Genomic DNA, 22525 nt, shown 5'->3' on the forward strand with positions numbered 1-22525 from the left:
TGTCACTGAGTGCTGCTTTTTCGAAAAGGCAGTAAAAAATATGTTTAATTTCATACTTTATGATTGATCGATTATTTGATTTACAATCAATTAGTTACAATGAAATAATACTATCCTTCTGTCTACAGCCTTTGTGTAAACCTTCACTTGATACTTTTTCCGAACCACACATATAACAGAGCTGTATATAGCCCACGGCTTCTTTTGATGTACAAACATTGATTAATCAACACAATTGCCCTTAAAAGCACTATATTAGCCTCTCACGAAGGACTGCACCTATCAAAAGCAAGCTGGAAGATGATCAAGAAAACATGCCTGTTACTTTTTGCTGTATTGGTAGCCTCCGGCTATCTACAAGCCCAGACAGATAGCCTGCAACAGCTTTTTCAAGCGGCCAAAGAGCCAGGTGTGAAAGTTTCCCTGCTGATTACCATGGGGCAGCAAAGTGCTGAGACCGATTCTTCGGCTGCCTTAAACTACCTGAACAGAGCGCTTGAACTTGCGAAAGACCACAACCTGACAAAGGAACGTGGAGACGCCAACTTGGCACTCGGAAAGTTTAATTATGAGCATTTCAGCTACGATTCAGCAAAAAAATATGTTGATGCTTCCCTCGCAGCCTATCGTGAATCGCAAGACAAGGAAGGGATTGCCAGGGCTAATTTGCAACTCTCAGAACTTTACGAAGAACAAGATCGAAGCGCAGAAGCCATTAAAGTCCTTTTTGAAAACCTTTCCTACTACGAAAGTATCAACGACTCCCTGGAAGCTGGCAAAGTGCTCAACAGAATTGCCAACTCACAGAATTATCTTGGCTATCATGACGACGCCATCCTTCATTACACCCGTGCCATGGATATTTTCGAAAGCATCGGGTATCAAAGAGGTGTGGCCGTAGTGCTGTCAAACATGGCTATCATTTACGGGGAAGAAGGAGATACAAGAAAATCCGTTAAGAACTACCTGAAAACCATTGCCATCTATGAGGGGCTTGACAATGAGCCGAACCTGCCAAGCGCTTATAACAACATAGGAAATGACTACACTGACCTGAAAATGCCGGACAGCGCTTTGTATTATTTTAACAAGTCGCTGGCGCTATCTAAAACCAGGGGAGACCTTCGATCGATGGCCTTTAGCTATTTCCATATGAATAGTTTGTATAACAGCATCGACATGCCGGAAAAGGGAGCCTATTATGGCAACAAGTCCCTCGAACTAGCCGAAAAGATAAACAATCACCAGCTGAGGATTAACCTGAGCCACAGCCTGTCAGAAAGTTATGAAAAGCTGGGTGATTACAAGCAGGCGCTGCGTTATCATAAGCAATATCAACAACTGGAAGACTCCGTTTACAATATTGAAAACAGCCAGGTCATTCATGATATGCAGGCCAAATACGAAACCGAGAAAAAGGAAAAGGAGCTGGTTCTCAAACAGGCCGATATCGACAGACAGCAGGTATTGCTCACACAGGAAGCCAGGCTTCGCTCTGTTCTCATAGGAGGGATGGTAATTGTGCTTTTACTGGCTGGCCTGATCTATCGGGGTGAACGTGCCAAAACAAAAGCCTACAATCAGCTGAGCATTCAGAACCAGGAAATAGAAACTAAAAATAAGCTCATTGAATCGGCCTTGGCAGAAAAAGAGTCCTTGCTTAAAGAAATCCATCATAGGGTAAAAAACAACCTTCAGGTGATCAGCAGCATTCTGAACATGCAAAGCCGGTCGACAGCAAGTCCCGAAATGCTCACGGCTATTCAGGAAGGACAAAGCAGGGTGAAAGCTATGGCCCTGATTCATCAGAAACTCTACCAGACTGAAAAACTATCGGAGATTGACTTTAAGGAATATGCCGAGGAACTCACGGATCACCTGTCCTCTATTTTTGAGTCCTCCACCGGAGAGAGTATTGTAAAAACTGTTACCTCACCCGACATTAAGCTGGACATCGACATGGCCATTCCGCTGGGACTGATTCTTAACGAGCTGATTTCCAACGCATATAAGTATGCCTTTGAAGGAAAAACTGGAGGAGCCATCAGCGTGGAGCTGAAAAGAGTGGGAGAGGATCAACTACAGCTCGAAGTGGCTGATAACGGCAAAGGTCTTCCGGCTGATTTCAACCTGGAGAAGGCAAAATCTCTCGGGCTGAAATTGGTGAACATACTTACAAGGCAACTCAACGGCCAACTTACCGTGCAGTCTATAGGTGGAGCCCGTTTCTCAATTGTCATTCAAAACATGAAAGTGAGCGTATGATGGGTTCGTCAATCAATGCGATGCGACGTATTTGGAGATTCTTTATTGCCTTTTTGCTCCTCACCTCTGTGAGTGCTATCGCCCAAAACGACAGGTTTGACGACCTGAGACAACAGTTCAAAACAGCACCCACGGATTCACTCAGGTTAGTTTTTCTTGATGAGCTGTCGTACAGTTTCGTAAGGGAAAATTTCGATTCTTCTGTCTACTATGCCGGTTTGCAAAAGGCACTGGCACAAGCCGCCCATGATAGCGTGATGCTTGCCTATGCTTATAAAAACTACGGACGGGCTTTCGAAGAACAAGGAGAGATGGACTCAGCCATACGCTATATTGAGAAAGCGCTAAGTGTAGAAAAAGCCAGCCATAACGAAAGCGGAATGGCAGGTTCCTACCATAATCTAGGACTGGTCTACGACCGGCTGGGCAACATGAACGTGGCCATGGAGTACTACCTTAACGCTCTCGAAATAAAGGAGAAGTTGGGAAATCCTCTAGCCCTTTCTTCCACAGTAAATGCCATTGGGTTTGTTTATAAAGCTCAGGATCAGCATCAAAAATCGCTAGAGCAGTTCCAAAAAGCGCTCGATCTCCTCATTGAGGGAGAAGGTTCTGATAACAGAATCAGAGGTGCCTACAACAATATTGGCCTGGCCTACATGAATTTAAAGAAGTATGATTCGGCACGGAGCTATTACCGCCGGTCAGTGGCTGGAATCAAAGAAGACGACAACCTCCGGGGCTTCGGTGCTTTCTACAATAATATGGGAGTCACCTACGACGAGAATCTACAGTTTGATTCTGCGCTGTACTACTACACGCAATCTCTTCGTGTGAAGAGTCGGTCGGGCGATAAATATGGAATGTCGAGCACGAATCACAACCTGGCTGTTAACTACCGGCGGGGCGGGTTTCCTGACAAGGCCATTGCGCACGAGAGGGCCTCTATAGCATTGGCTAAGCAGTACAAATTCCTGGAATTACGCATGAAATCCACTGATGGTCTTCGTGAGTCATTTGCTGCCACTAATCAAATTGACTCAGCTTATTTTTATACACTGGTTTGGAAGGAGCTTTCGGATTCTCTTCAGCGCATTGAAAGAGGAGAAACTGTGATGCAACTTGAAGCCAAATATGAAAGTGAAAAAAAAGACAAGGAGCTGGCCCTGAATCAGGTGACGCTCGCCCAGCAGCAGTCAAGCCTCAGATCGGAGGCCCGGCTTAGGTACCTGTTGCTTGGCGGCCTTGCACTGCTAACTGTCTTCCTGGTTTATGCTTATCGCTCCGAAAGAGTCAAGTCGAAATCCAACAATTTGCTTCAACTGAAAAACCAGGAGATTGAGGAAAAAAGCCTGGAGTTGGCCCGGTCGCTGGGCGAGAAGGAGGCACTGCTTAAAGAGATACACCACAGGGTGAAAAATAACCTCCAGGTTATCAGCAGCATCCTCAACATGCAGAGCAGGTCCACCGCCAACCCTGAGATGATTTCCGCCATTCAGGAAGGGCAGAGCCGTGTAAAAGCCATGGCCCTGATCCATCAAAAACTTTACCAGACAGAGAAGCTTTCCGAGATAGATTTCCGGGAATACGCAGAAGAATTAGTGGAACATCTCTCCACTGTTTTTAGCCCAAACGGACAAAACGGAATTGTGAATAAAGTAGCTGGATCAAATATTAAATTAGATATTGATCTGGCCATACCATTGGGGCTTATACTCAATGAGTTAATTTCAAATGCATATAAGTACGCTTTTGAAGGGAAGCCGGAAGGAGAAATAAGTGTAGAGCTGACAAGAACTGCGGATGGCCAGCTGCAACTTGCTGTGGACGATAACGGCAACGGTTTGCCCCAGGACTTCAGCATCGACAACGTGAAATCGCTGGGGCTGAAGCTGGTCAATATTCTTACCCGTCAGCTGAACGGACAGTTGTCTTTTCATTCGGTGAAAGGGGCTCATTTCTCTATTGTGCTTCATGAGGACAGGCTTACCACTTAATAAAATTCGCAAGGGAATAGACGCTGGCTTTAGGATTGACTGGCTGCTCGTTTAGGTTTACAGTAAAATGCTTTGCTATTAAAGTGCCAATCGTTACCATTGCAACCCAAAGTAAGAACTGCTACTCCGCAATGCGTATGGAGCAATATTGCAGCATAGAAAAAACAACATTAAGCAGGGCGAAACATAGATTTTCGACCTGAGGCATTCCCAAAAGATTTTCATTTTTAAAAAAGCATTTAACCTTTAGTCTTTTTGGTCTATATTAGATTCTAGCCGTGTAGAGGGATTCGCCAAGCCGATGAGTAAAATAAAAATTCTGATTGTTGAAGATGAGTTGATCATAGCCGAAGACATGCGTGAGCTGCTTGAGGGAATGGGTTATGAGGTGCCTTTTGTGGCGATGAACCTCAAAGAGGGGCTAGAGGCTTTGGACAAATATCAGCCCGATTTGGTCATGCTGGATATTATGATGGGAGGGAGGCCTTCCGGCATTGAGCTGGCTCGCCATATAAGAAGCAACTGCGACCTTCCCTTTATCTACTGCACGTCACACGCCGACAAGGCCACTGTGGAAGAAGCCAAGGCAACCAAGCCCAATGGCTATCTGGTGAAACCGTTTAATGCAGACGAGCTCTACTCATCAATAGAAATTGCCCTCGTCAATTTTGCCATACCTGTTAATTCAAACGCTGCACCGGAAGCTTCCCGGCAAACAGAAATGTTGGTAAAGGACGGCATGTTCGTTAAGAATGGACAAATGTTTGTAAAGGTGAAATTTGACCAGATGCTTTGGCTGGAGCCAGATGGGAACTACACCAATATTGTTACAGGAGCATCAAAGTATGTTGTTCGATCAAGCCTGAAGGATATTCTGGATCACCTGCCGAAAGATGCATTTTTCAGGGCGCACCGCTCTTATGTGATTAACCTGGAGCATGTGCAAGCCATCGACCTGCATCAGGTAAAAATCGCTGAACACCTGATTCCACTGGGAAAAGTATATCGTGATGAGTTAATACGGAGACTCAATCTGATGCAGTAAGGCAGTCAATTAGACCGTTGAAACGCCTTCTCCGGCGCATTAACCACCCCGGCAAAGCCATATCTTTTTCTCAAAATCGTCCAAAAAAGAAAAACCCAAAATTTTCGTCCCCCGTTATCGGGTGTTCATCGATTATTTTGTGTCTTTTGTCCCAAATAGTTGCCAAAATAAATATATGTTGATACTTTAGTTATGGTTCTACACAAACCATAATGCTCAAAGGTTAGGCTGGTAGGGAGGGAAAATACAGTCATAGAAGCTATCGACATGGATTTCCTTCCCTTTTTTTTTAACCAAACGCCAACAACTGACTCATCTCTCACTTTGGTCAGTAGCCCCACATATTCCTGATAAATAAATACCAAATACAACACTTATTTTTATGAATAAGTCATTGATAGGCGGAAACACTCAGCCAATTCCAATTTTGTTTTGCTTTCTGACGGGTTTATCTGCTTTGTATTAATAACAAATCCTTAAAGACTTTTTGACGGTTTTATTGCTAATTTAAAAGTCAGAAAAGAAACAGCAGCCCTGGCCTAACGTATAAACGCCTCTTAATCAGTGGTGTGTCTTTTCCCCCGACAGTCTACGCATAAAACTTATTCATGAACAGAAGGAAGCTATTCAAAATTTTGGGTGCAGGAGTAGGCTCATTGCCACTAGTGGCTTATGGCAGAAACTACCGGAAGTTATCGCCAGAGCGCTCAAATGATTTGTTTGAACAATGGGAGGGGAAGTTCAGCGAAGCTATCGTTACCGACGAAGCTTTCTGGCAACGCTTCGCTACAGATTTTTACGACATATCGCCCGGCTTCATCAACCTGGAAAATGGGTACTTTGGCGTTCAGCCTATTCCTGTCAATGCTGCCTATCATCAGTTTGTCGACAAAGTCAACCGTGAGTCGTCCCGCTATATGCGAATGGACTACTGGAACGACTGGCAAATGGTGATGGACAGCCTCGCCGGTTTCACTGGTGCTTCTAAAGAAGCGTTGCTGGTCACCCGCAATGCCACGGAAGCTTTGAACATTCTGATCAACGGGTTTCCGCTCAAGGCGGGGGATGAAGTAATACTTCAACACCACGACTACCACAGCATGATTGAGGCCTTTCAAATGCTGGAGAAGCGGAAGGGTATAAAGCTCAAATTTATCGATGTGCCACTGTTGCCAAAAAGCGAAGATGAAGTAGTAAAATTGTACGAATCGGCGATTTCACCCGTAACAACCCTTATTTTGGTGACACATTTGACCCATCTGACAGGACAGGTGCTGCCAGTGAAAACGATCTGCGAAATGGCCCGCAACAAAGGCGTAGAGGTGATGGTAGATGCAGCACACAGCTTTGCTCACCTGGACTACAAACTGGCCGACCTGGGCGCCGATATGGTTGGCGTCAACCTTCACAAGTGGTATGCGAATCCGCTTGGCGCTGGCTTGCTGTATGTGAAGAAGGAAAAAATCAACAAGCTGTCGCCCATGTTTGGCGACTTCACACAACCGGCTGACAGCATCAATAAACTGGGACACTTTGGTACGCTGGCAAGCCCGGCGCTGCTAACTATTCCGGTGGCGGGCAAATTCAATAACCTGGTGACGATCAAAGTCAAGCAAGCCAGGCTGCACTACCTGAAAGCTTACTGGACGTCGAAAGCTGCTGCCATGAAAAGGGTAGAGGTGCACACGCCGCTGGCTCCTGACCAGAGTGGTGCCATTGCTGCCTTCAGCGTTGCTGGCATAAGTGCTGATGATACCGTCAAAAGGCTTTTGGATGAATATGGCGTATTTACCGTGAAGCGTCAACTAAAAGACCGGGAGGTGGTGAGAGTGACACCCAATCTTTATAACAGCGTAGCCGACCTGAACAGGCTGCTGAAAGGCATCGAAGGACTTAGTCGGGGATAGTGTAATGTGTGCATTCACAAAACATACAACAACTAACAATTTAGTTTTTAGGAATTGAGAACCTTATCGTTGTGCCTCGGCTTTGTTTGGAGATAATTTCGAAGGTGCCGTGATGCAGCTTGATAAATTCTTTGACCAGCATGAGCCCCATACCTGTCCCTTTTTCTTTGTTGGTGCCCGGGGTACTGGCCACGTAACCTCTATTAAGAATGGCGTCCACTGTCTCATAATTCATCCCAACACCTGAATCGGATATTTCTACCACAGCTGCGTCGTCTTTACTTTCTGCGTGGATATTGATCACACCGCCTTCGGGAGTGAACTTGATGGCGTTGTTCAACAGGTTCCTGATCACCATCTCTATCATTTCACGGCCGGCCTTCACCTGAAGGTGCCCATCGGAATCGTTGGTGATGGTTATGTTTTTCGCTTTGCTCGACTCACTGAAGACTTTTGTTAAGTCGGTGAGGCTCTCAGTCAGGTCAAAATCGTCTTTTTCCAGCGATATGCCCTTCATCTGGCTTTTTGACCATACAAGCAAATTATTGAGTAGCTCATTGGTTTGCTCAAAGTTGGTCTCCAGTTTTTGCAGCAGCATGTCTGCTTCTGCCGGAGTAAAAATCTTATTATGGAAGCCTATAATGGCATTCTGCAGGTTGTTCAGCGGTCCACGCAAGTCGTGGGAGAGGACAGAGAAAATTTTGTCTTTCGCCTGGTTCACGGCCATAAGCTCTTCGTGCTGCGACTGGATGATGCCCATTTGCATGCGAAGGGCGTTGGTACGTTCCTCAACCTGTTTTTCCAGGTCCTCGTTTTGTTTCCTTACCAGCTCGGCACGTGCCGCTTCAGTTTCGGCCAGTTCGTGAGATACCTTCAGTGATTTGCGAAAGTAATACACGTAAAGCATCATAGTAGGGGCCAGCACCAGAAACAGCGCCACTTGAACCAAATAGAGATTATTGATGGCCACCTCAGACCGATGAGCTGCTTGTAATTTTATAACATTCTCAAAATCATCAACAGAAACACTGAACTTTTCATACATTAACCAAAGTCCGTAACCCTGGTCGGCGCTGAGCTCTTTGATGAAGGTGTTCATCTGGCCGTCAGTCACATTGTCCATCATACGCATTGACAGCGCTATGTAGGCGTCGAGCGAATCACGAAACTGATAGAAGCTCGCCATGGGAAAGTTCTGACTGAGCAAATCTTCCTCAACCATCTGAAACAGGGAGTCTTTATCGGCAAGCGCCATGTCGAGTGGATTAAGGAAACGTTTTTCCGGAATGAGTGCGTAGCCACGAAGACCGATGTCGACGCCGTGGATAGTACCCCAGAGAAGCTCCGACACATTGCTGCGGATTTCTTCGGCTTCGGTTTCGAGCAAATGGTTTTCGTGAATGACTTGCTGGTTGTAATACGTATAGAATATACTTAACGAAAGCAGAGCTGTGACAAGCACAACAGGCAACCAGATGAGGTATGGTTTCTTATCTGCAGTCATAAGTAAAGTAGGTAGGTATAAATTTCAATAGCTGTCTCATACAAAGATAACGATCAAGTGTTTGATAAAAAATACGTCTCAGCGCCATATAGTAACCGGCAGGACAGCGTGTTATAGATGAACGAGATGCCTGATTCGATGAACAGCTGATTTGAAGTGAGGAAAGCGTAGCGTAGTATTTGACAATACTACTTAACATAATATAAATTATATAACACATATAGTGATTTGCGCCCAGACGCACAGCGGCTGGTTTACATAAGATCAGTTATCATCACTTTAGTGTGATAACGTTAGATCTTATGTAAAAGCAAATCACGGATCGCAAAACCAATCATCTTATGGAATGCTGTGATCACTACTCAACCAACGCTACTGGCCGGCGCTGGCCGTGCCCTTTGCCAATGCTATTAATAGTTTTTCTTCCCCACGCTCTTTTGCCCGCCGAAATGGCTGGGCAATTGGCCGACGCTAAGCAACAGCTTTCCCGGCAAACCAGTCTGGCGAGAATTAAATGTACGCCCACAAGTCAAAGCAATTTCTAAATATTGAAATCTCAGCATTCACAATTTGCCGGTAAACCACTTGCTTGCCAACGCTTTGTTTTCTTGCTGTAGTGCGAGTGTGTTGCTTCGGCTGGCACTAAGGTTTGTGTTTCTTCAATGCTTTCTAATGCGGTTCACAATGGTAAATAATTTCAGCCTTGTTCAGCCAGCCCTGCACGCTGCGCTTTCTGTCTCTTCGCTAAAACCATTCATTGGATGGTTTTTTAATGCTCAGTCCCACTCAAGACGCTGGGCTCTTACTTTTTTCATTGATAAAAAAGTAAGCAAAAAATCAAGCCTGCCCGGCCGGGACAAAATAATGCTTCCCCGCTGTGCCCTACGCATGGCCCGCTATTTTGCCGGGCCGACCCGCCTGGATGGAAAATTAATTTTATTTAACATAATAGTTATCCGAAGGTTTTTGCCAATGAATTCGGTTGATAACGATATTCCCTTATTGCTTTGTTGCAAGCATCGATTACGATTTGTTTATCATATTCATCAATACTATTTGAAATGACGTTATTGGTATTTTCATTCCCTTTAATGTGAATGATGTGTAAACGATTCGCAATGTGTTGTAAAATCATAATCATCTTCTTTTCAAGAGATTTGGGTATTCTCCCTCTGTTAACTCGATAGGCATCTTTTACTAAATACTCGATGAAATGAGATGGCAAAGGTAAATCGTTTCTGAGCTTCCAATCTTTCAACAAAACAATGATTTGCTTTTGCATAACTGAAAACTTGTTTTTCATCAGCTTGGTCAAGTCAGTTTTCTGGATAGTCGAATTATCAATTAAAAACCCATTTTTATTGACAAATAAATAGCCCGAACTACTGTTTCTCTTTGAAAGTTTGTAGGGCGCAAAGTCTATCCAATGTTCGGATCCTTTGACATGTACACAAATTCCCACTGACCTTTTTTGCTTTCTGACATCGAAAATACCCAGTACCCCAATTCTCTTTTTGAAGAATTTGTACACCTCATCATACATTTCTTCATTATTAAAAAAGCTCTTAGGATAAAACGGAACAGCGATATCAATGTCAAAAGAATCATGGAGTGCTGTTCCTTTCTCAGTCGATCCATGTGGAATTAGCTCGCCGCTGATTTTATCTTTAAAGTGTTTAGTAAACTCCATGCATATTTTATTGACAGCTTTTTGCAGGTTTATGAATTGGGGGTTTGATTTATCTAACATTAATAAACCTGAAAGACTAAATAAGTGAGCATTGATATCAATCGGTTGCTCTGTGGAATTTTTATAATCTCTTATTGCTCCAATTCCGAAACCGACAACCCCTCCTACTGTTGCTCCTTTTACTGCCGCACCCAATAATTCATTCCACTTGAATTTTAGATTAGGATCTTGATCCATCTCATTCAACTGCTTCATTAAGTTCAAAAAAGCATTTCCTAACCCACAGATTATGGCTCCTGTTTTAGCATATGACTTGTTTTTCATAGTTTACTTTCCTTCATCTAGTTCAAAATTTATAGTATCTGCATAAGCACCCAAGTCGATAGCAGCAACAGTACCAATAGTCTGTTGAAGGTATCTCATCAACTGAAAGAAAAATGACACCAGTGAGTTTTCCGCTTTGCTAAAAGTCATTTTTTCATATTTTCTTGTATCGTAATAGTTTGTAATTCTTTCCTGAAAATTATTGGTATTCAAATCTTCATCTCCTTCATATTCAACATAAAAAGCCCCAAATCCTATTGCGCAACCCATATCAATCGATTGAATTCCGCTTAGAGATTGAAAGTGTTTTTCTAAGGTCTCGTTTTTCACAATAGTATTTTCGCTTGCCAGAATCCCCCCAAGTATTTTGGTGAGTGATCTTGGGGGTTTAGGCACCCCTCTATCAAGTATGTTCGTTGACGTTCGATACAGCCTTCTTACGCTTTCAATTTTTCTACCAGCATACTCGATGTAATTGATTGCGTTGTCCTGAACCTTTACTGAACCTTTAAAATCAGGCTTAACTTCAAATATTGCATAAACACCTTCAGCGGGTACATAATGAATTCCATTTTGAGTAAAAACAAATGGTGTGTATTGCTGATCATATATTACTAGATCAATTTGATCACTTAGTTGTCCTTTGCTATCGATAACAATTGCCTTGTCAACACAATACCTGTTTGGTAGGTACTTTTTAAGCCATTCAATCCATACATTCTCCAGTGAGTCTCCTTTTGAACCAGGGTGATCGATGAACTCACGGTTTGTATTCAATTGAGCTAACATTTGCTTTTGCAATCCTTTGAAAAGTTCAGGCAAGATGATTTTTTTGCTACTCATATGACAATATGTTTTTATTCTTAATTGTGTAAAAAATATGATTATATTGCTTCATTTTAAGCCCAATTATTAGCATAATGGGATTTTCAATCATAACAGTATTTGCTTGCGATAGAGTTCTTAGTGTATTAATATCAATCTGACTAGGATCCGGCGTTGAGTCTGGATGTGTATGCCACTCTCCTAAATAGATTATGCTTGGTTTTTTATTGAACTCAAGTCTAAGTCTTTCCTTTACACCTGCATTTCCTCTTCTGAAATGGTTTCTTGAGTTATCATATTCGATTGGCATCATAATATCTGTTATTATGGCCGTATTCAGATTGTCAGAATACCTACCTAATAGAATACCTCCAAACTCCTTTGGGTAATGCCTCCTTGATTCAAGGATCATCTCCTCAATGATTGTTTCCTCAATCTCAAGGTTTACCCCAAAGCGCTTACAGTAATACTTCAATAGTGGCATATCTCAATGTTATTCGCTTCCCTCGATACATAGAAGTTCCTTAACGCATGATTCGACGATAAGCGATAGTCTACCTCATTTAGAGCAGCATTGACAAGTAATGAAATATCTGTATGCCGAGCTTTGAATGTAGGAGACCAGCACCCGGTTGGATTGAACAAATCATCCATATCTTGACGAAGTTGACCAAATATCTGACCAGTCTTCCGATAGAGATTATCTCCAGTAGTAAATACTAATTCTTTGGCATGATTGGTAATCCCAATTGAAAGTACCTGAGAACTAGGTTTCAGATCGTCGAGAATGAACAGGAGGTCGTTGTCAGTTGAACAGTCAATTATGAAATCATATTCACTTAACAGTTCTATCAATATTTCACGTGATTTTGGGTCTCCGAATTTGAATAGCTTTATGTTGTCAGTAAGCCTCTTGCTGTACGTGACTTCTACAAACGGGGAGATTGTCATTAAATGGAGACCAAGCTCGTGGGTTTTGTCTGTGACCCCGTTTATAAATTTGTAGTTTGACCTGGAAATATTACCGGGCTCCTTTATATCATAATCCACTAGTGCAACATGTCGTGCGCCGCCTCTTACCAAACTCTCTGAGATTACGCTCCCAACCGCTCCACATCCTATTAACATGATCCGTTTCGAAACCAAGTGTTCAGTCAGCTTGCCTCTGCCAAAAAACACATCATAGGAGCAATCAAAAGTCTCTGACCATTTTATTTCCAAGTCACGCACTTCGCCACTCCAATTACCTTTTTTATCTTTTACGGTATAATATGGCGGATCGCCTTTGGGAAAAGTCGCCGCTTGCCAGTGAACCTTATTTTCAGTAATGCTATAGCCAAAAAAGACGGGAATGAAACGGCTGTTTCTTATCTTCTTGTTGCCCTTAAATTCTAACCACATCTGTTGAAAAAAATTGGGAGGTATTATCTGTTTCAATTCTACCCACTTACCTGCGGCAAATCGAGCATTATTTTGAGAAACCGGAGGGTCAGAGAAAATGAAAAATCCAATATTGTCGTCGGAATTATTATAAAATTCTGACCAATCACATTTAGCTGAGGCTGGCGGTCCAAACTCTCTTAATATATAAGTCTCCCCAACTGAATCGCCTACCTCTGAATTAGCCAATAATTTATAGCCACAAAGACCATGTTGGCCTTTTTCAAACTTTCCTGCAACATCAGTAAAAAGAAAGTGTCTGATCTTGTCATCATGACTGCTGTATGGAACAATTATATGTTCGTAGTGGTCATCCTTTCCCTTGTCAATCACATATCTTTTGACCCAAGAAATTAACCCGTTCAAATCCAAAACAAGTTTTTCTTCAAGACTATCGGGATAATTATTAGTATGGATACATATCGATCCATCTGAATTCACATGATCGAAATCAAGAAATTCTTTATTTACAAATCGAATAGTCTCGTGATCATGAAATTGAAATGGGTAGGACCCGTAAATTTCCATTTTAAAGAGGTGCTTGGTATCGTCTACCTCGACTCCAATTTCAGCAACGAGCGACTTTACTTCAGTTTCGCTAAGTTCCCCCTTAAGTTCGATGCCGTCAAACTTGCGAATAGTTTCTGCAATGATTGAAGCTCGATTCATTATCCGAATTTTGTTGCAGGCGGAATGCTAAGACCAGCTTCCTTGATGCCATATTTTCCTTTCTCTTCATTGCAAGGAAATTTTTCATTTATTGGAAAATAATATGTGATGTTTTCTTCATTATCACCAATCCGATCCAGAATGTAGCCCATGGTCTCCCTAATGGATTTTTTATCAAAGTCTGATAGAGTCTCAGAAACATTATTACCTCCGTTACCTGGATCGACCAAAGTGATTGTTTCAATATTGTCTCTTATGAACTCAAGGACTGCTTGGAGTTTGTCCCAAATATTACCAGTCATGTCTTTGGAGTCAAATGCTTTGATCGTGATGAGTTCAATGAGAAATGACTTTATATTTCCATTATTTCTAACCTTCCAAACCTTTAGCAACCTAATCACCTTTCTAATATCTGCGGCCGCCTCGGCTCGTTTTCTGATATTATCAATTTGGGCGTGAATATTTGTCCTTAGTCTTTCTGCCCCCTCTTCAAATTGACCGTATGTTTTTCTTACATACAGATTAAGCTTTTTATCCGCCAAATATTGATCTTGGTTAAGCTCCCTTCCAGGGACAACATCTATGTTTACTTTTTGGCCATCTGTATCACCGTAGAATTCCAGTCCAATTGAAACCTTTTGTTCTCTGACTACAGCTAGTTTTTTGTACTCTTCTCGAAGTTCCTTGAATACATCATCATACATTTCCCTGAGGGCTGGAAATGAGTTTCTTTTAAAAGGTACAACAAGGTCTAAATCAAATTTTGTGTTGATAGCCGTATGCTTTGCATATGAACCAGAATCGAATGGTGAATGAATCTTGTTTCCATACTTTGCTTGCAGGAATTCTCTGATCTCTTTTCTTCGTTCTTGATGTTTTTCAAGAATGGCTTCCTCATTTTTCATTCTGTGTGAGGAAAGGACACAATCTAAATGAGCATTTTTGTCTGTCGCCATTTACTTATTATATAAAGGTTGAATGGCAATAACGGAAAGGGAGGGTTTAGGCAGTTAATTCGGATAATGCTACTCAAGCATCTATTCGTAGACCTATTAAAAACCTGTCCTAATAAGGTATTACCAAAAATTATTTTACGAGGCCTAGTTAAGAATCAAGCCTAATTTGCTTTTACAAGCTTGATGCCAAATATTTTTTTAGTTTGAAAGAGCCTGTCCTTTTGAAGGTTTTCCTCGAATAATTCTATTAGGAACTGACATGATGTCATAGCCTTGTGCTGCAACGATAATGTTCCTAGTAAATCAGTAACTATGTCAGGTTGCTAACCGCAGGGATTTATATTTAAATGCGCATACATTTGCCATTTCTCCCCCTCTCCTGCCCGAAATGGCAAAAGGGTGCTACCATTCGTGTTAAAATTGAGATGAGTGCTCCTAATAAGGAGAAAGGCCTACCCAGAAGAAAAAACTATTAATTACTCCCCAGAACCCTTGGCCGGGCGCCAAAGCTATATTAACGGGGGAGCCCAGCCATGACGCACAGGACATTATATAACAAGCATACTGATTTGCATCCAGGCGGCCGGCTGGCGGAAAGATCAGCTATCCTCGCTCAAGTGCGATAATGGTAATGATCTTATCACTGGCCGTGCACCAACAATATATTATCTTGCGAACGCTGTCAAAACAAGGTCATTTATTATGAGGCGAAAAATCCCGGAATCAACGCTACCAAAACTCAATCGCTCGCAAATGATTACTTCCGAAGGCTTTCAAAAATTAAGGGAAGAACATGATCACTTGTGGCGAGTTGAACGTCCAGATGTTACCGCTAAGGTTGCATGGGCCGCAAGTTTGGGAGATCGTTCAGAAAATGCCGATTACCATTACAACAAAAAACGTCTTCGGGAAATTGACAATCGCCTTCGTTATTTGCGCAAGTGTATTGATGACTTTAAAATTATTGACTACCATCCCAACCAGGAAGGAAAAGTGAATTTTGGCGCCTGGGTAGAAATTAAAAACGAAGAGAAAGGCCTTCAAAACCGTCTTCGCATTGTGGGTTACGAAGAGTTAATAGGTAACAAAGAGTATATCTCTATGGACTCCCCAATGGCTAAAGCACTGCTTGGTAAAACTGTGGGAGATGAAGCGATAGTTAAAACCAAAATGGGTGATTTTGTATGGAAAATTCTTAAAATAGAGTATCAGAAGTAGTATAACCAAAATAGCTCTCTGGAGCTGCTTTGCCACGTCTTGGGCTTACGCTGGCCGGGCCACGCTGGCCGGGCCCTTTGCCCAGGCTATTAATAGTTTTTCTTCCCTCGCTCTTTTGCCCGGCGAATTAGCGTGCCCCGACTCATTTTTCACCACCCCTATCTGATTTTGAATCTCGTTTTATTCGCTACATTTCGTTATGAAACGACCCTTCGTCATTTTGCTTCATGTGGGCTTTTGGGCCTGCTACTTCCTGCTGGTGTTTATTGCGCTGGGCTTGTATTATCGAAGCCATCATGACGTGGGCCGCCTCCTGAATGCGCTGTACAGCGTGCTGCTTTTTGCTGCCGTGCCTTCCGCCCTGTGCTTTTACGCCTACTACTATTTTCTGTTTCCCAGGTACCTCCAGAAGAAGAAAATCCTTCCCGCCATCTTCGTCGGATTACTGATGGCCGTTCTGGCGGGTGTAGTGAGCTATATTTTGATACGTTTTTTTATTGAGACAGGCCGCATTTATGATATGGATGAAGGAGGGCGGAATGGCAGGTCTACAGCGCTTCAAACCATCGTGGTCATGACAGTTATTGGACTGGTGAGCGGGGGCGTGGCCCTGGTGATGAAGGGATTTATCACCTGGTTTAACGAGATCAAGCTGAAGGAAACTTTGCGGGAGAAAAACCACGAAATGGAGCTGCAACTGATCAAAAACCAGTTTGATCCCCATCTTTTCTTCAACACCATCAACAATATCGATTCCCTGATTTTGAAAGACGCCGTGCTGGCCTCCGACTATTTGAACAAGCTGTCCGACATTATCCGGTTTGTGCTTTATGAAACCAGGGCCGATAAAATCCCGCTTTCGAAGGAAATCGAATACATGGAAAAGTACATTGCCCTGCAAAAAATAAGGACGGCCAATGAAACCTACGTCCACTTTTCGATAACAGGCACGGTTGGCGACAAGCTGATTGCTCCCATGGTGTTTATTCCCTTTGTCGAAAACGCTTTTAAGCATACCACCAACAAAAAAGTGGAGAATGCCATTACCATACACATCGCCATTGATGACACCTGTGTGCGGCTAACCTGCACCAATAAATACGATTCAAAAATGGCTCCTCAGGCACACGGCGGCCTTGGCAATGAGCTGATAAAGAAAAGGCTAAGCCTTATTTACCCTGGCAAGCATGAGTTGGTAGTGGATAACGACAATGAGCTATATTGTGTAAACCTGGCCATTCAACATGGATAAATATACCTGTGTGATCATTGAAGACGAGCCCCTTGCGTTGGAGAAAACAAAGGGCTTTGTAGAAAAAGTGCCCTTTCTGCATTTGAGTGCCACATTTGACAACGCTCTCACCGGCCTCGCCTATCTCAACAGCCACAAAGTGGATGTACTTTTTCTGGATATCAATATGGACGAGCTGTCGGGAATAGAGCTCCTGGAGAGCACAAAAATCAACAGTCAGGTGATCATTACCACGGCCTACCAGGAGTATGCCCTGAAAGGTTACGAGCTGAAAATTACGGACTATTTGCTAAAGCCCTTTACGTTCAACCGGTTTATACAGGCAGTGAACAAAGCGCAGGAGAACCTCTCCTACCGCCATTCGGAACCGGCCCCGGAATTCATATTCGTGAAAACGGAGAACCGGCTGGAAAAAATCATGCTCAATGAAATAGTTTATATAGAAGGGATGCGTGACTACCGCAGGATCCATACGCCAACGAAGAAGATCATGACCCTGCAGAATTTCAGCGAGTTCGAAAAACTGATTCCGCCGGGCGTAATATGCCGGGTGCACAAGTCGTACATGGTGTCGTTGAGCAAAATTGTATCCGTAGAGCGTGGCCGCATCAGGATAGCCGACCAGCTGATACCGATTTCGGATACCTACAAGGACGTGTTTTACCACCTTATTCAAAGCAGGGCGTAATTTCCTCATTTATTTCGCAGACTAAAAGCAGCACTATGCAGACATCTTTGCGGCTGTTGCATAATAAAATTTCAGGGCCCGTGCCGCTCATTTTCCTTTGTTAAAAATTAACCAAGGAACAATGAAAAAAACAATCAAGAAGGCCATCGTACTAGGTATGGTTGCCTTGTCCGCAAGCTCAATGGCTCAAACTATTGACAGTTCGTCGGTTCATATCACTGACAAAAAAGCGCCCGTCACCTACATGCATCCATTGCTTAACCTGGCAGCCACGAGTTTGAACCACGAAAAAGGTAATAAGGCTATTGGAGGCAACGAAAAGCCTGTCATGTCTCTCCAGGCGGGCCTGGCTTTTCAGGGGGGCATCTCTTCCCATTTTTCAATGGTGTCGGAGGTGTACTATATGGTGAAGGGCGGTGAACTTGGAGCATACAACCCTCTGACCACCGAGAATGGAACACTGCGGCTCCATGCAGTAGAGGCACCTGTGCTGGCCAGGGTTCATTTTGGCAAGTTTCATGTAAATGCGGGTCCTTCAGTAGCCTACAACCTCGGCGGCAAGGTGAAAGCCGACGGCAGGTCGAGCAAAGTGTCATTTGATAACAACGACGGTCTCAAACGTTTTGAAGCTGGCGTGCAGGTGGGCGGCGGATACACCTTCCGCATCAAGAAAAAGCTGTATGTGCTGGACATTCGGTATGCACACGGACTCACCAACATTGCTCACAACGATCAACTGTACAACCGCAACCTGAACATCAGTGTGTACTATAAACAGCCCTGGAAGAAGAACCCCCTTGCGAAGTAATGGGCAGCGGGAGTATCTGTGTGGTCATAAAAAATGGAAAAAGTAATGAAAGCATACAATTCCAACAGAAAAGCCTCGCTGACGGCGGGCATACTGTACCTGCTCACTTTCGTGTCCGTCCCTACCCTGGCGCTTTACGGGTCGATTCACGATGCAAACTACGTTGTCAGCTCATTTCCGGATACTCCCGTGCTCATCGGGGGTATTCTGGAAATCGTAGTGGGGCTCACCGGCATTGGCACGGCATTGGCACTTTATCCGGTATTGAAAAAGCAAAATGAGGGTCTGGCGCTGAGCCTTGTCGGCTTCAGGGTGCTGGAGGCGGCTACCATCTTTGTCGGGGTGATGTTCCTGCTTACGGTGGTGGCACTGCATCAGTCCGGGGCTGGTGCAGGGGCATTGGATATCAGCCGTACGCTTGTGACGATGTACGACCGCATGTTTCTGATTGGTCAAAGCTTCATGCCTGCCATCAACGATGTTGTGCTTGGGATCTTGCTCTACAAGTCTCGTCTAGTTCCCAGAGGGCTGTCAATGATTGGGATCATTGGCGGGCCGGTGCTGCTGGCGGGCACCTTTTCGGCAATGTTCGGCCTCATTGGGCAACGGGATCCCCTGGCCGGGCTAAGCGCCGTGCTGGTGGCTGGCTTCGAGCTTTCGCTGGGGATTTACCTGATCAGGAAAGGGTTCAAGCCGTCGGCTATAGCGAACGTTGGGCCACAGCCATTAAAACCCCTGAGGTGATCAGCAGAAGGTTCGATAACCCGGGCAATGCAAAAATAATGTCGCATTGAGCTTTCAAAAAAATGTGTGTTTCGACAAGCTCAACCTGACACATTTTTTTTTGCAAGCTCAATAACACGTCATCGGTAGCCCCTCAGCCTGAAATAGATTTAGGGCTTTTGAAATAGCTCCATTATTTTACCCAGGGTGCACTTAAAAATAGACTAACATATAATTAAATTTTGACGAATGAAAGCTGTCGTTTATGACAAATATGGTTCACCCGATGTGCTTGAACTAAAAGAGGTGGACAAACCAACCCCTAAGGAAAATGAAGCGCTGGTAAAGGTTTACGCCACCACAGTAACAGCCGGCGATTGGCGGTTACGAAAGGCCGACCCCTTCCTGGCCCGACTTTTCAATGGGCTGTTTAAACCCAGGCGGGTGAAAATACTGGGCTTTGAGTTAGCCGGAGTAATTGAAGCGGTGGGCAGCAAAGTGAGTACCTTCAAAAACGGAGACGCTGTTTTCGCTTCATGTGGCCTGAGGTTTGGCGGTTATGCCGAGTACACCTGCCTTCCCGCCAACCATTTGATGGCCATGAAGCCGTCGAACATGACGTTTGAAGAAGCTGCCACCGTTCCCGTTGGCGGCTTGACGGCCCTGAGATTTTTGAGGCAGGGCGGCATCAAACCCGGCGACAAAGTATTGATATATGGTGCCTCGGGCAGCGTGGGCACGTTTGGTGTGCAGCTTGCCAGGGCTTTTGGAGCAACGGTGACGGGGGTGTGCAGCACGGCGAACATCCCGCTGGTTGCTCAGCTGGGGGCTGAGTCCATTCTGGATTATACAAAAGACGAACACACAACGACGGCTGAACGCTTCGACATCGTTTTTGATGCGGTTGGAAAAGGTACTAAATCGCAACTTCGGCATTTGCTAAAACCAGCCGGAAAGTACGTTTCGGTAGCCGGCAATGCGAAGGGAAAGGATGATGACCTCACGGCACTGAAAAACCTCATTGAGGCAGGAAAGCTGATCACAGTCATTGATAAACGATACAGCCTGGAACAAATCAGGGAGGCGCACACCTACGTGGAGTCATTTCGAAAAAAGGGAAATGTGGTGATCAATGTGATTGCTAGCGAAGGGCGTGCGGGCTAGAAAAAAGCTCTTTTGACTAAAAAATAGCAGGCAACAGGTTCGTTGTGGAACTGTTGCCTGTAAACTACTCTGGTGAGAATTAAATGTGCGCCCGGTTGTCGGTTACTGTTTACCTATGTACTCTACGTTGTTATCGGGGTCTGAGATTCTCAATGACCTGAGCATCCACCCAATAAGGTTTTCCTACCCAATTAGTACTTCCATCTTCTCTAACCTCCCACTCTCCCCTCGAAAAAAATAGATATTTCCCATCGTGTGTTACCGATGGGGAGCTTTCCTGGAGTTCTGTGTTTATCTTACTACCCATGTTCATTGCAGGTTGCCAGGAACCATCTTTTGCTCGAAAACTGATATAGATATCCGACCCACCATACCCGTCTTCTCTTTCAACGTCCCACATTAAATAGGATTCATCCGGAGCAATGTAAGGATGTGCAATATCTATTCCTGTATTAATTTCAGTACCCATTTTGACCGGTGTTTCTTGTTTGCCGTTTATGAAACCAGAATAATAGATAGAGCCGTTTACCGCACTATCATCCTTTTTATAAACAGCAAAATAATAGGTTCCCCGGGATGAAATCGACATACCATGTGCCTGATCTTTTAAGAATTCACCCAGACTTTTGAGTTCAGACCACCCTGTTGCAGTTCGTTCCCTATACTCCTTTCCAAGGTACATTGTATTGCCATCCTCAGAGAATCCTGGCCATTTTATATCAGTCTCTGTTTCGTTCCCCCATTTCCCATTTTCATATCGAATAACAAAAAATGTGCGTTTTTCATATTTTCCATTTTTCCTTGTGAAATAGTATTCCTTCATGTCTGGAGAATGCTTACCACCTTCAAAAAGTCCTTCTGGAGAAACAATGTCGGGAGCAAAAAGTACAGGAATTAGGCCCGGTGGCTTTTCTCCAAAATAGCGATCTTCCAGGGGCGGTTGGCTGGCATCGTTTTCAATTTTTTCCTGAGCAAGAGCTGTATTGATTGAAATGGAAAATGCCAACATTAGTAATTTCATTGCTTTCATGGTTACTTCCTTTTTTTTTGATGAGTTGTTATTGGGGTCTGAGAATCTCAATGATTTGTGCGTCAATCCAGTAGATATCCGTATTTCGGCCGCTTACCTTTCTATTAAACAAAAGGTATTTGCCGTCAGGGGTAACGGTTGCATAGGCATCCCATTGAGCGGAGTTGACCTTGTCACCCATATTGATAGCAGGACCCCACGAATCATCTTTTTGCCGGAAACTGATGTAAAGGTCAGAGTCTCCATATCCCCCCTCCCGCTCGCTATCCCAAATGAGGTAGCTCTCGTCCGGGGCAATAAATGGATGAGCCGTCTTTTTGCCTGAGTTGACCACTGGCCCCATTCTCGCAGGCTCCTGGCGCTTGCCATCTTTGATGGTCGAAATACGAATCGCATCATTGCTTTTATAGTCATCAAAAACATAGGTGCCCTTTGCGGATGCCGACAGGCGCATAATCCCCCAGTCTTCCCGGTCAAACATGGGCCCAAGGCTTTTGCGCTCCGACCAACCGTCGCCAACACGATCTTTGTACCCTTTGGCCATGTGCATGCGATTGCCATCAGGCGAGAAAACGATTTCACCTTTCCGCTTGAATTCAGTGTATTTCTTCCAGACATTGTTTTCCTGCCGGAAGCCAATAACGGTTGGGTGGAAATTGTCGGGGTTGTAGCTTGTGTATTCACCGAGGTCTCTCGTGAAGTAAAACTCTTTCATACCCGGGGCAAAGACGCCCTCTAGCTCCCAGCCTTTTTTTGAGATGATACCCGGAGCAAATGGTTCTGCCACCATGCCAGGAGGCTTTTGCCCCATATAGGGGCCCTCCATGAGTGGGAAATCAGAGTTGCCTTCCATTTTTTCTTGAGCAAGCCCGGTACTGAGAGAGATCACATTCGCCAATAGGAGCATTTTCGTGATCCGCATTCCCCTCCTATTGTTGATATGTTTGAAATAGTTGAGTAAAATGGTCATAAGTTGAGATTGAGTTTTTGAAGGATTTACATCAAAATTCTTGTGAGAGT

Annotated in this window: 18 protein-coding genes; 10 read left to right on the top strand and 8 right to left on the bottom strand. The window is 44.0% G+C overall.

Features of this window, described 5'->3' with window-relative positions:
- Positions 1-300: 300 nt before the first annotated feature.
- The 4 genes from RT717_RS10850 to RT717_RS10865 all read left to right on the top strand — a co-directional run bounded on the left by RT717_RS10850 (position 301) and on the right by RT717_RS10865 (position 7214).
- The gene (locus tag RT717_RS10850; protein WP_317491754.1) at positions 301-2265 is read left to right on the top strand and encodes a tetratricopeptide repeat-containing sensor histidine kinase; all 1965 of its coding nucleotides are present in this window, start codon (positions 301-303) and stop codon (positions 2263-2265) included.
- Positions 2262-4262, top strand: a complete 2001-nt coding sequence (locus RT717_RS10855; protein ID WP_317491755.1) for a tetratricopeptide repeat-containing sensor histidine kinase — start codon at positions 2262-2264, stop codon at positions 4260-4262. Before RT717_RS10850 ends, RT717_RS10855 begins: the two co-directional genes overlap by 4 nt.
- A gap of 301 nt (positions 4263-4563) precedes the next feature.
- Positions 4564-5307 (top strand): LytR/AlgR family response regulator transcription factor, encoded by a 744-nt coding sequence (locus RT717_RS10860; RefSeq protein WP_317491756.1) that lies wholly within the window; start codon positions 4564-4566, stop codon positions 5305-5307.
- Between the two features lie 608 nt (positions 5308-5915).
- The gene (locus tag RT717_RS10865; RefSeq protein WP_317491757.1) at positions 5916-7214 is read left to right on the top strand and encodes an aminotransferase class V-fold PLP-dependent enzyme; all 1299 of its coding nucleotides are present in this window, start codon (positions 5916-5918) and stop codon (positions 7212-7214) included.
- Positions 7215-7254: 40 nt separating this feature from the next.
- On the opposite strand, the gene RT717_RS10870 is transcribed toward RT717_RS10865, so the two are convergent.
- The 6 genes from RT717_RS10870 to RT717_RS10895 form a co-directional block, all read right to left on the bottom strand.
- Positions 7255-8718: a sensor histidine kinase gene (locus RT717_RS10870; RefSeq protein WP_317491758.1), complete on the bottom strand. Its 1464-nt coding sequence runs from the start codon at positions 8716-8718 to the stop codon at positions 7255-7257.
- Between the two features lie 952 nt (positions 8719-9670).
- On the bottom strand, positions 9671-10732 hold the full coding sequence (locus RT717_RS10875; RefSeq protein ID WP_317491759.1) for a nucleotidyltransferase domain-containing protein: 1062 nt from the start codon (positions 10730-10732) through the stop codon (positions 9671-9673).
- Positions 10733-10735: 3 nt separating this feature from the next.
- Positions 10736-11575 (bottom strand): DUF6602 domain-containing protein, encoded by an 840-nt coding sequence (locus tag RT717_RS10880; RefSeq protein WP_317491760.1) that lies wholly within the window; start codon positions 11573-11575, stop codon positions 10736-10738.
- Entirely contained in the window at positions 11568-12041 is a 474-nt protein-coding gene (locus RT717_RS10885; protein ID WP_317491761.1) for a Mov34/MPN/PAD-1 family protein, read from the bottom strand. The genes RT717_RS10880 and RT717_RS10885 overlap by 8 nt, the downstream gene beginning before the upstream one ends.
- On the bottom strand, positions 12029-13666 hold the full coding sequence (locus RT717_RS10890) for a ThiF family adenylyltransferase (RefSeq protein ID WP_317491762.1): 1638 nt from the start codon (positions 13664-13666) through the stop codon (positions 12029-12031). Before RT717_RS10890 ends, RT717_RS10885 begins: the two co-directional genes overlap by 13 nt.
- Entirely contained in the window at positions 13666-14571 is a 906-nt protein-coding gene (locus RT717_RS10895; protein ID WP_317491763.1) for a hypothetical protein, read from the bottom strand. The genes RT717_RS10890 and RT717_RS10895 overlap by 1 nt, the downstream gene beginning before the upstream one ends.
- A 753-nt stretch (positions 14572-15324) precedes the next feature.
- On the opposite strand from RT717_RS10895, the gene greB reads away from it, so the two are divergent.
- The 6 genes from greB to RT717_RS10925 all read left to right on the top strand — a co-directional run bounded on the left by greB (position 15325) and on the right by RT717_RS10925 (position 20475).
- Positions 15325-15840 (top strand): transcription elongation factor GreB, encoded by a 516-nt coding sequence (gene greB / locus RT717_RS10900; protein WP_317491764.1) that lies wholly within the window; start codon positions 15325-15327, stop codon positions 15838-15840.
- Positions 15841-16039: 199 nt separating this feature from the next.
- A complete protein-coding gene (locus RT717_RS10905; protein ID WP_317491765.1) occupies positions 16040-17092 on the top strand; it encodes a sensor histidine kinase in 1053 nt (350 codons plus the stop codon).
- The gene (locus RT717_RS10910) at positions 17085-17780 is read left to right on the top strand and encodes a LytR/AlgR family response regulator transcription factor (protein ID WP_317491766.1); all 696 of its coding nucleotides are present in this window, start codon (positions 17085-17087) and stop codon (positions 17778-17780) included. The genes RT717_RS10905 and RT717_RS10910 overlap by 8 nt, the downstream gene beginning before the upstream one ends.
- Positions 17781-17901: 121 nt before the next feature.
- On the top strand, positions 17902-18588 hold the full coding sequence (locus RT717_RS10915) for a porin family protein (RefSeq protein ID WP_317491767.1): 687 nt from the start codon (positions 17902-17904) through the stop codon (positions 18586-18588).
- Between the two features lie 45 nt (positions 18589-18633).
- Positions 18634-19332, top strand: coding sequence for a DUF4386 domain-containing protein (locus RT717_RS10920; protein ID WP_317491768.1), 699 nt, complete (start codon positions 18634-18636; stop codon positions 19330-19332).
- Positions 19333-19560: 228 nt separating this feature from the next.
- Positions 19561-20475 (top strand): NAD(P)-dependent alcohol dehydrogenase, encoded by a 915-nt coding sequence (locus RT717_RS10925; RefSeq protein ID WP_317491769.1) that lies wholly within the window; start codon positions 19561-19563, stop codon positions 20473-20475.
- 130 nt (positions 20476-20605) lie between these two features.
- On the opposite strand, the gene RT717_RS10930 is transcribed toward RT717_RS10925, so the two are convergent.
- Positions 20606-21505 (bottom strand): hypothetical protein, encoded by a 900-nt coding sequence (locus RT717_RS10930; protein WP_317491770.1) that lies wholly within the window; start codon positions 21503-21505, stop codon positions 20606-20608.
- Between the two features lie 28 nt (positions 21506-21533).
- Complete coding sequence (locus tag RT717_RS10935; protein ID WP_317491771.1) at positions 21534-22475, bottom strand: TolB-like translocation protein; 942 nt, start codon at positions 22473-22475, stop codon at positions 21534-21536.
- Positions 22476-22525: the final 50 nt, after the last annotated feature.

The organism is Imperialibacter roseus, from assembly GCF_032999765.1.
In the GTDB taxonomy this organism is placed as follows: Bacteria; Bacteroidota; Bacteroidia; order Cytophagales; family Cyclobacteriaceae; genus Imperialibacter; species Imperialibacter roseus.

Bases quoted from the DNA above. Each gene is read 5' to 3' on its own strand.
- RT717_RS10860 (WP_317491756.1), top strand. From the start codon at position 4,564: ATGAGTAAAATAAAAATTCTGATTGTTGAAGATGAGTTGATCATAGCC.
- RT717_RS10905 (WP_317491765.1), top strand. From the start codon at position 16,040: ATGAAACGACCCTTCGTCATTTTGCTTCATGTGGGCTTTTGGGCCTGC.
- RT717_RS10935 (WP_317491771.1), bottom strand. From the start codon at position 22,475: ATGACCATTTTACTCAACTATTTCAAACATATCAACAATAGGAGGGGA.
- RT717_RS10875 (WP_317491759.1), bottom strand. From the start codon at position 10,732: ATGAAAAACAAGTCATATGCTAAAACAGGAGCCATAATCTGTGGGTTA.
- RT717_RS10865 (WP_317491757.1), top strand. From the start codon at position 5,916: ATGAACAGAAGGAAGCTATTCAAAATTTTGGGTGCAGGAGTAGGCTCA.
- RT717_RS10915 (WP_317491767.1), top strand. From the start codon at position 17,902: ATGAAAAAAACAATCAAGAAGGCCATCGTACTAGGTATGGTTGCCTTG.
- RT717_RS10925 (WP_317491769.1), top strand. From the start codon at position 19,561: ATGAAAGCTGTCGTTTATGACAAATATGGTTCACCCGATGTGCTTGAA.
- greB (WP_317491764.1), top strand. From the start codon at position 15,325: ATGAGGCGAAAAATCCCGGAATCAACGCTACCAAAACTCAATCGCTCG.
- RT717_RS10920 (WP_317491768.1), top strand. From the start codon at position 18,634: ATGAAAGCATACAATTCCAACAGAAAAGCCTCGCTGACGGCGGGCATA.
- RT717_RS10885 (WP_317491761.1), bottom strand. From the start codon at position 12,041: ATGCCACTATTGAAGTATTACTGTAAGCGCTTTGGGGTAAACCTTGAG.
- RT717_RS10910 (WP_317491766.1), top strand. From the start codon at position 17,085: ATGGATAAATATACCTGTGTGATCATTGAAGACGAGCCCCTTGCGTTG.
- RT717_RS10870 (WP_317491758.1), bottom strand. From the start codon at position 8,718: ATGACTGCAGATAAGAAACCATACCTCATCTGGTTGCCTGTTGTGCTT.
- RT717_RS10850 (WP_317491754.1), top strand. From the start codon at position 301: ATGATCAAGAAAACATGCCTGTTACTTTTTGCTGTATTGGTAGCCTCC.
- RT717_RS10890 (WP_317491762.1), bottom strand. From the start codon at position 13,666: ATGAATCGAGCTTCAATCATTGCAGAAACTATTCGCAAGTTTGACGGC.
- RT717_RS10880 (WP_317491760.1), bottom strand. From the start codon at position 11,575: ATGAGTAGCAAAAAAATCATCTTGCCTGAACTTTTCAAAGGATTGCAA.
- RT717_RS10895 (WP_317491763.1), bottom strand. From the start codon at position 14,571: ATGAAAAATGAGGAAGCCATTCTTGAAAAACATCAAGAACGAAGAAAA.
- RT717_RS10855 (WP_317491755.1), top strand. From the start codon at position 2,262: ATGATGGGTTCGTCAATCAATGCGATGCGACGTATTTGGAGATTCTTT.
- RT717_RS10930 (WP_317491770.1), bottom strand. From the start codon at position 21,505: ATGAAAGCAATGAAATTACTAATGTTGGCATTTTCCATTTCAATCAAT.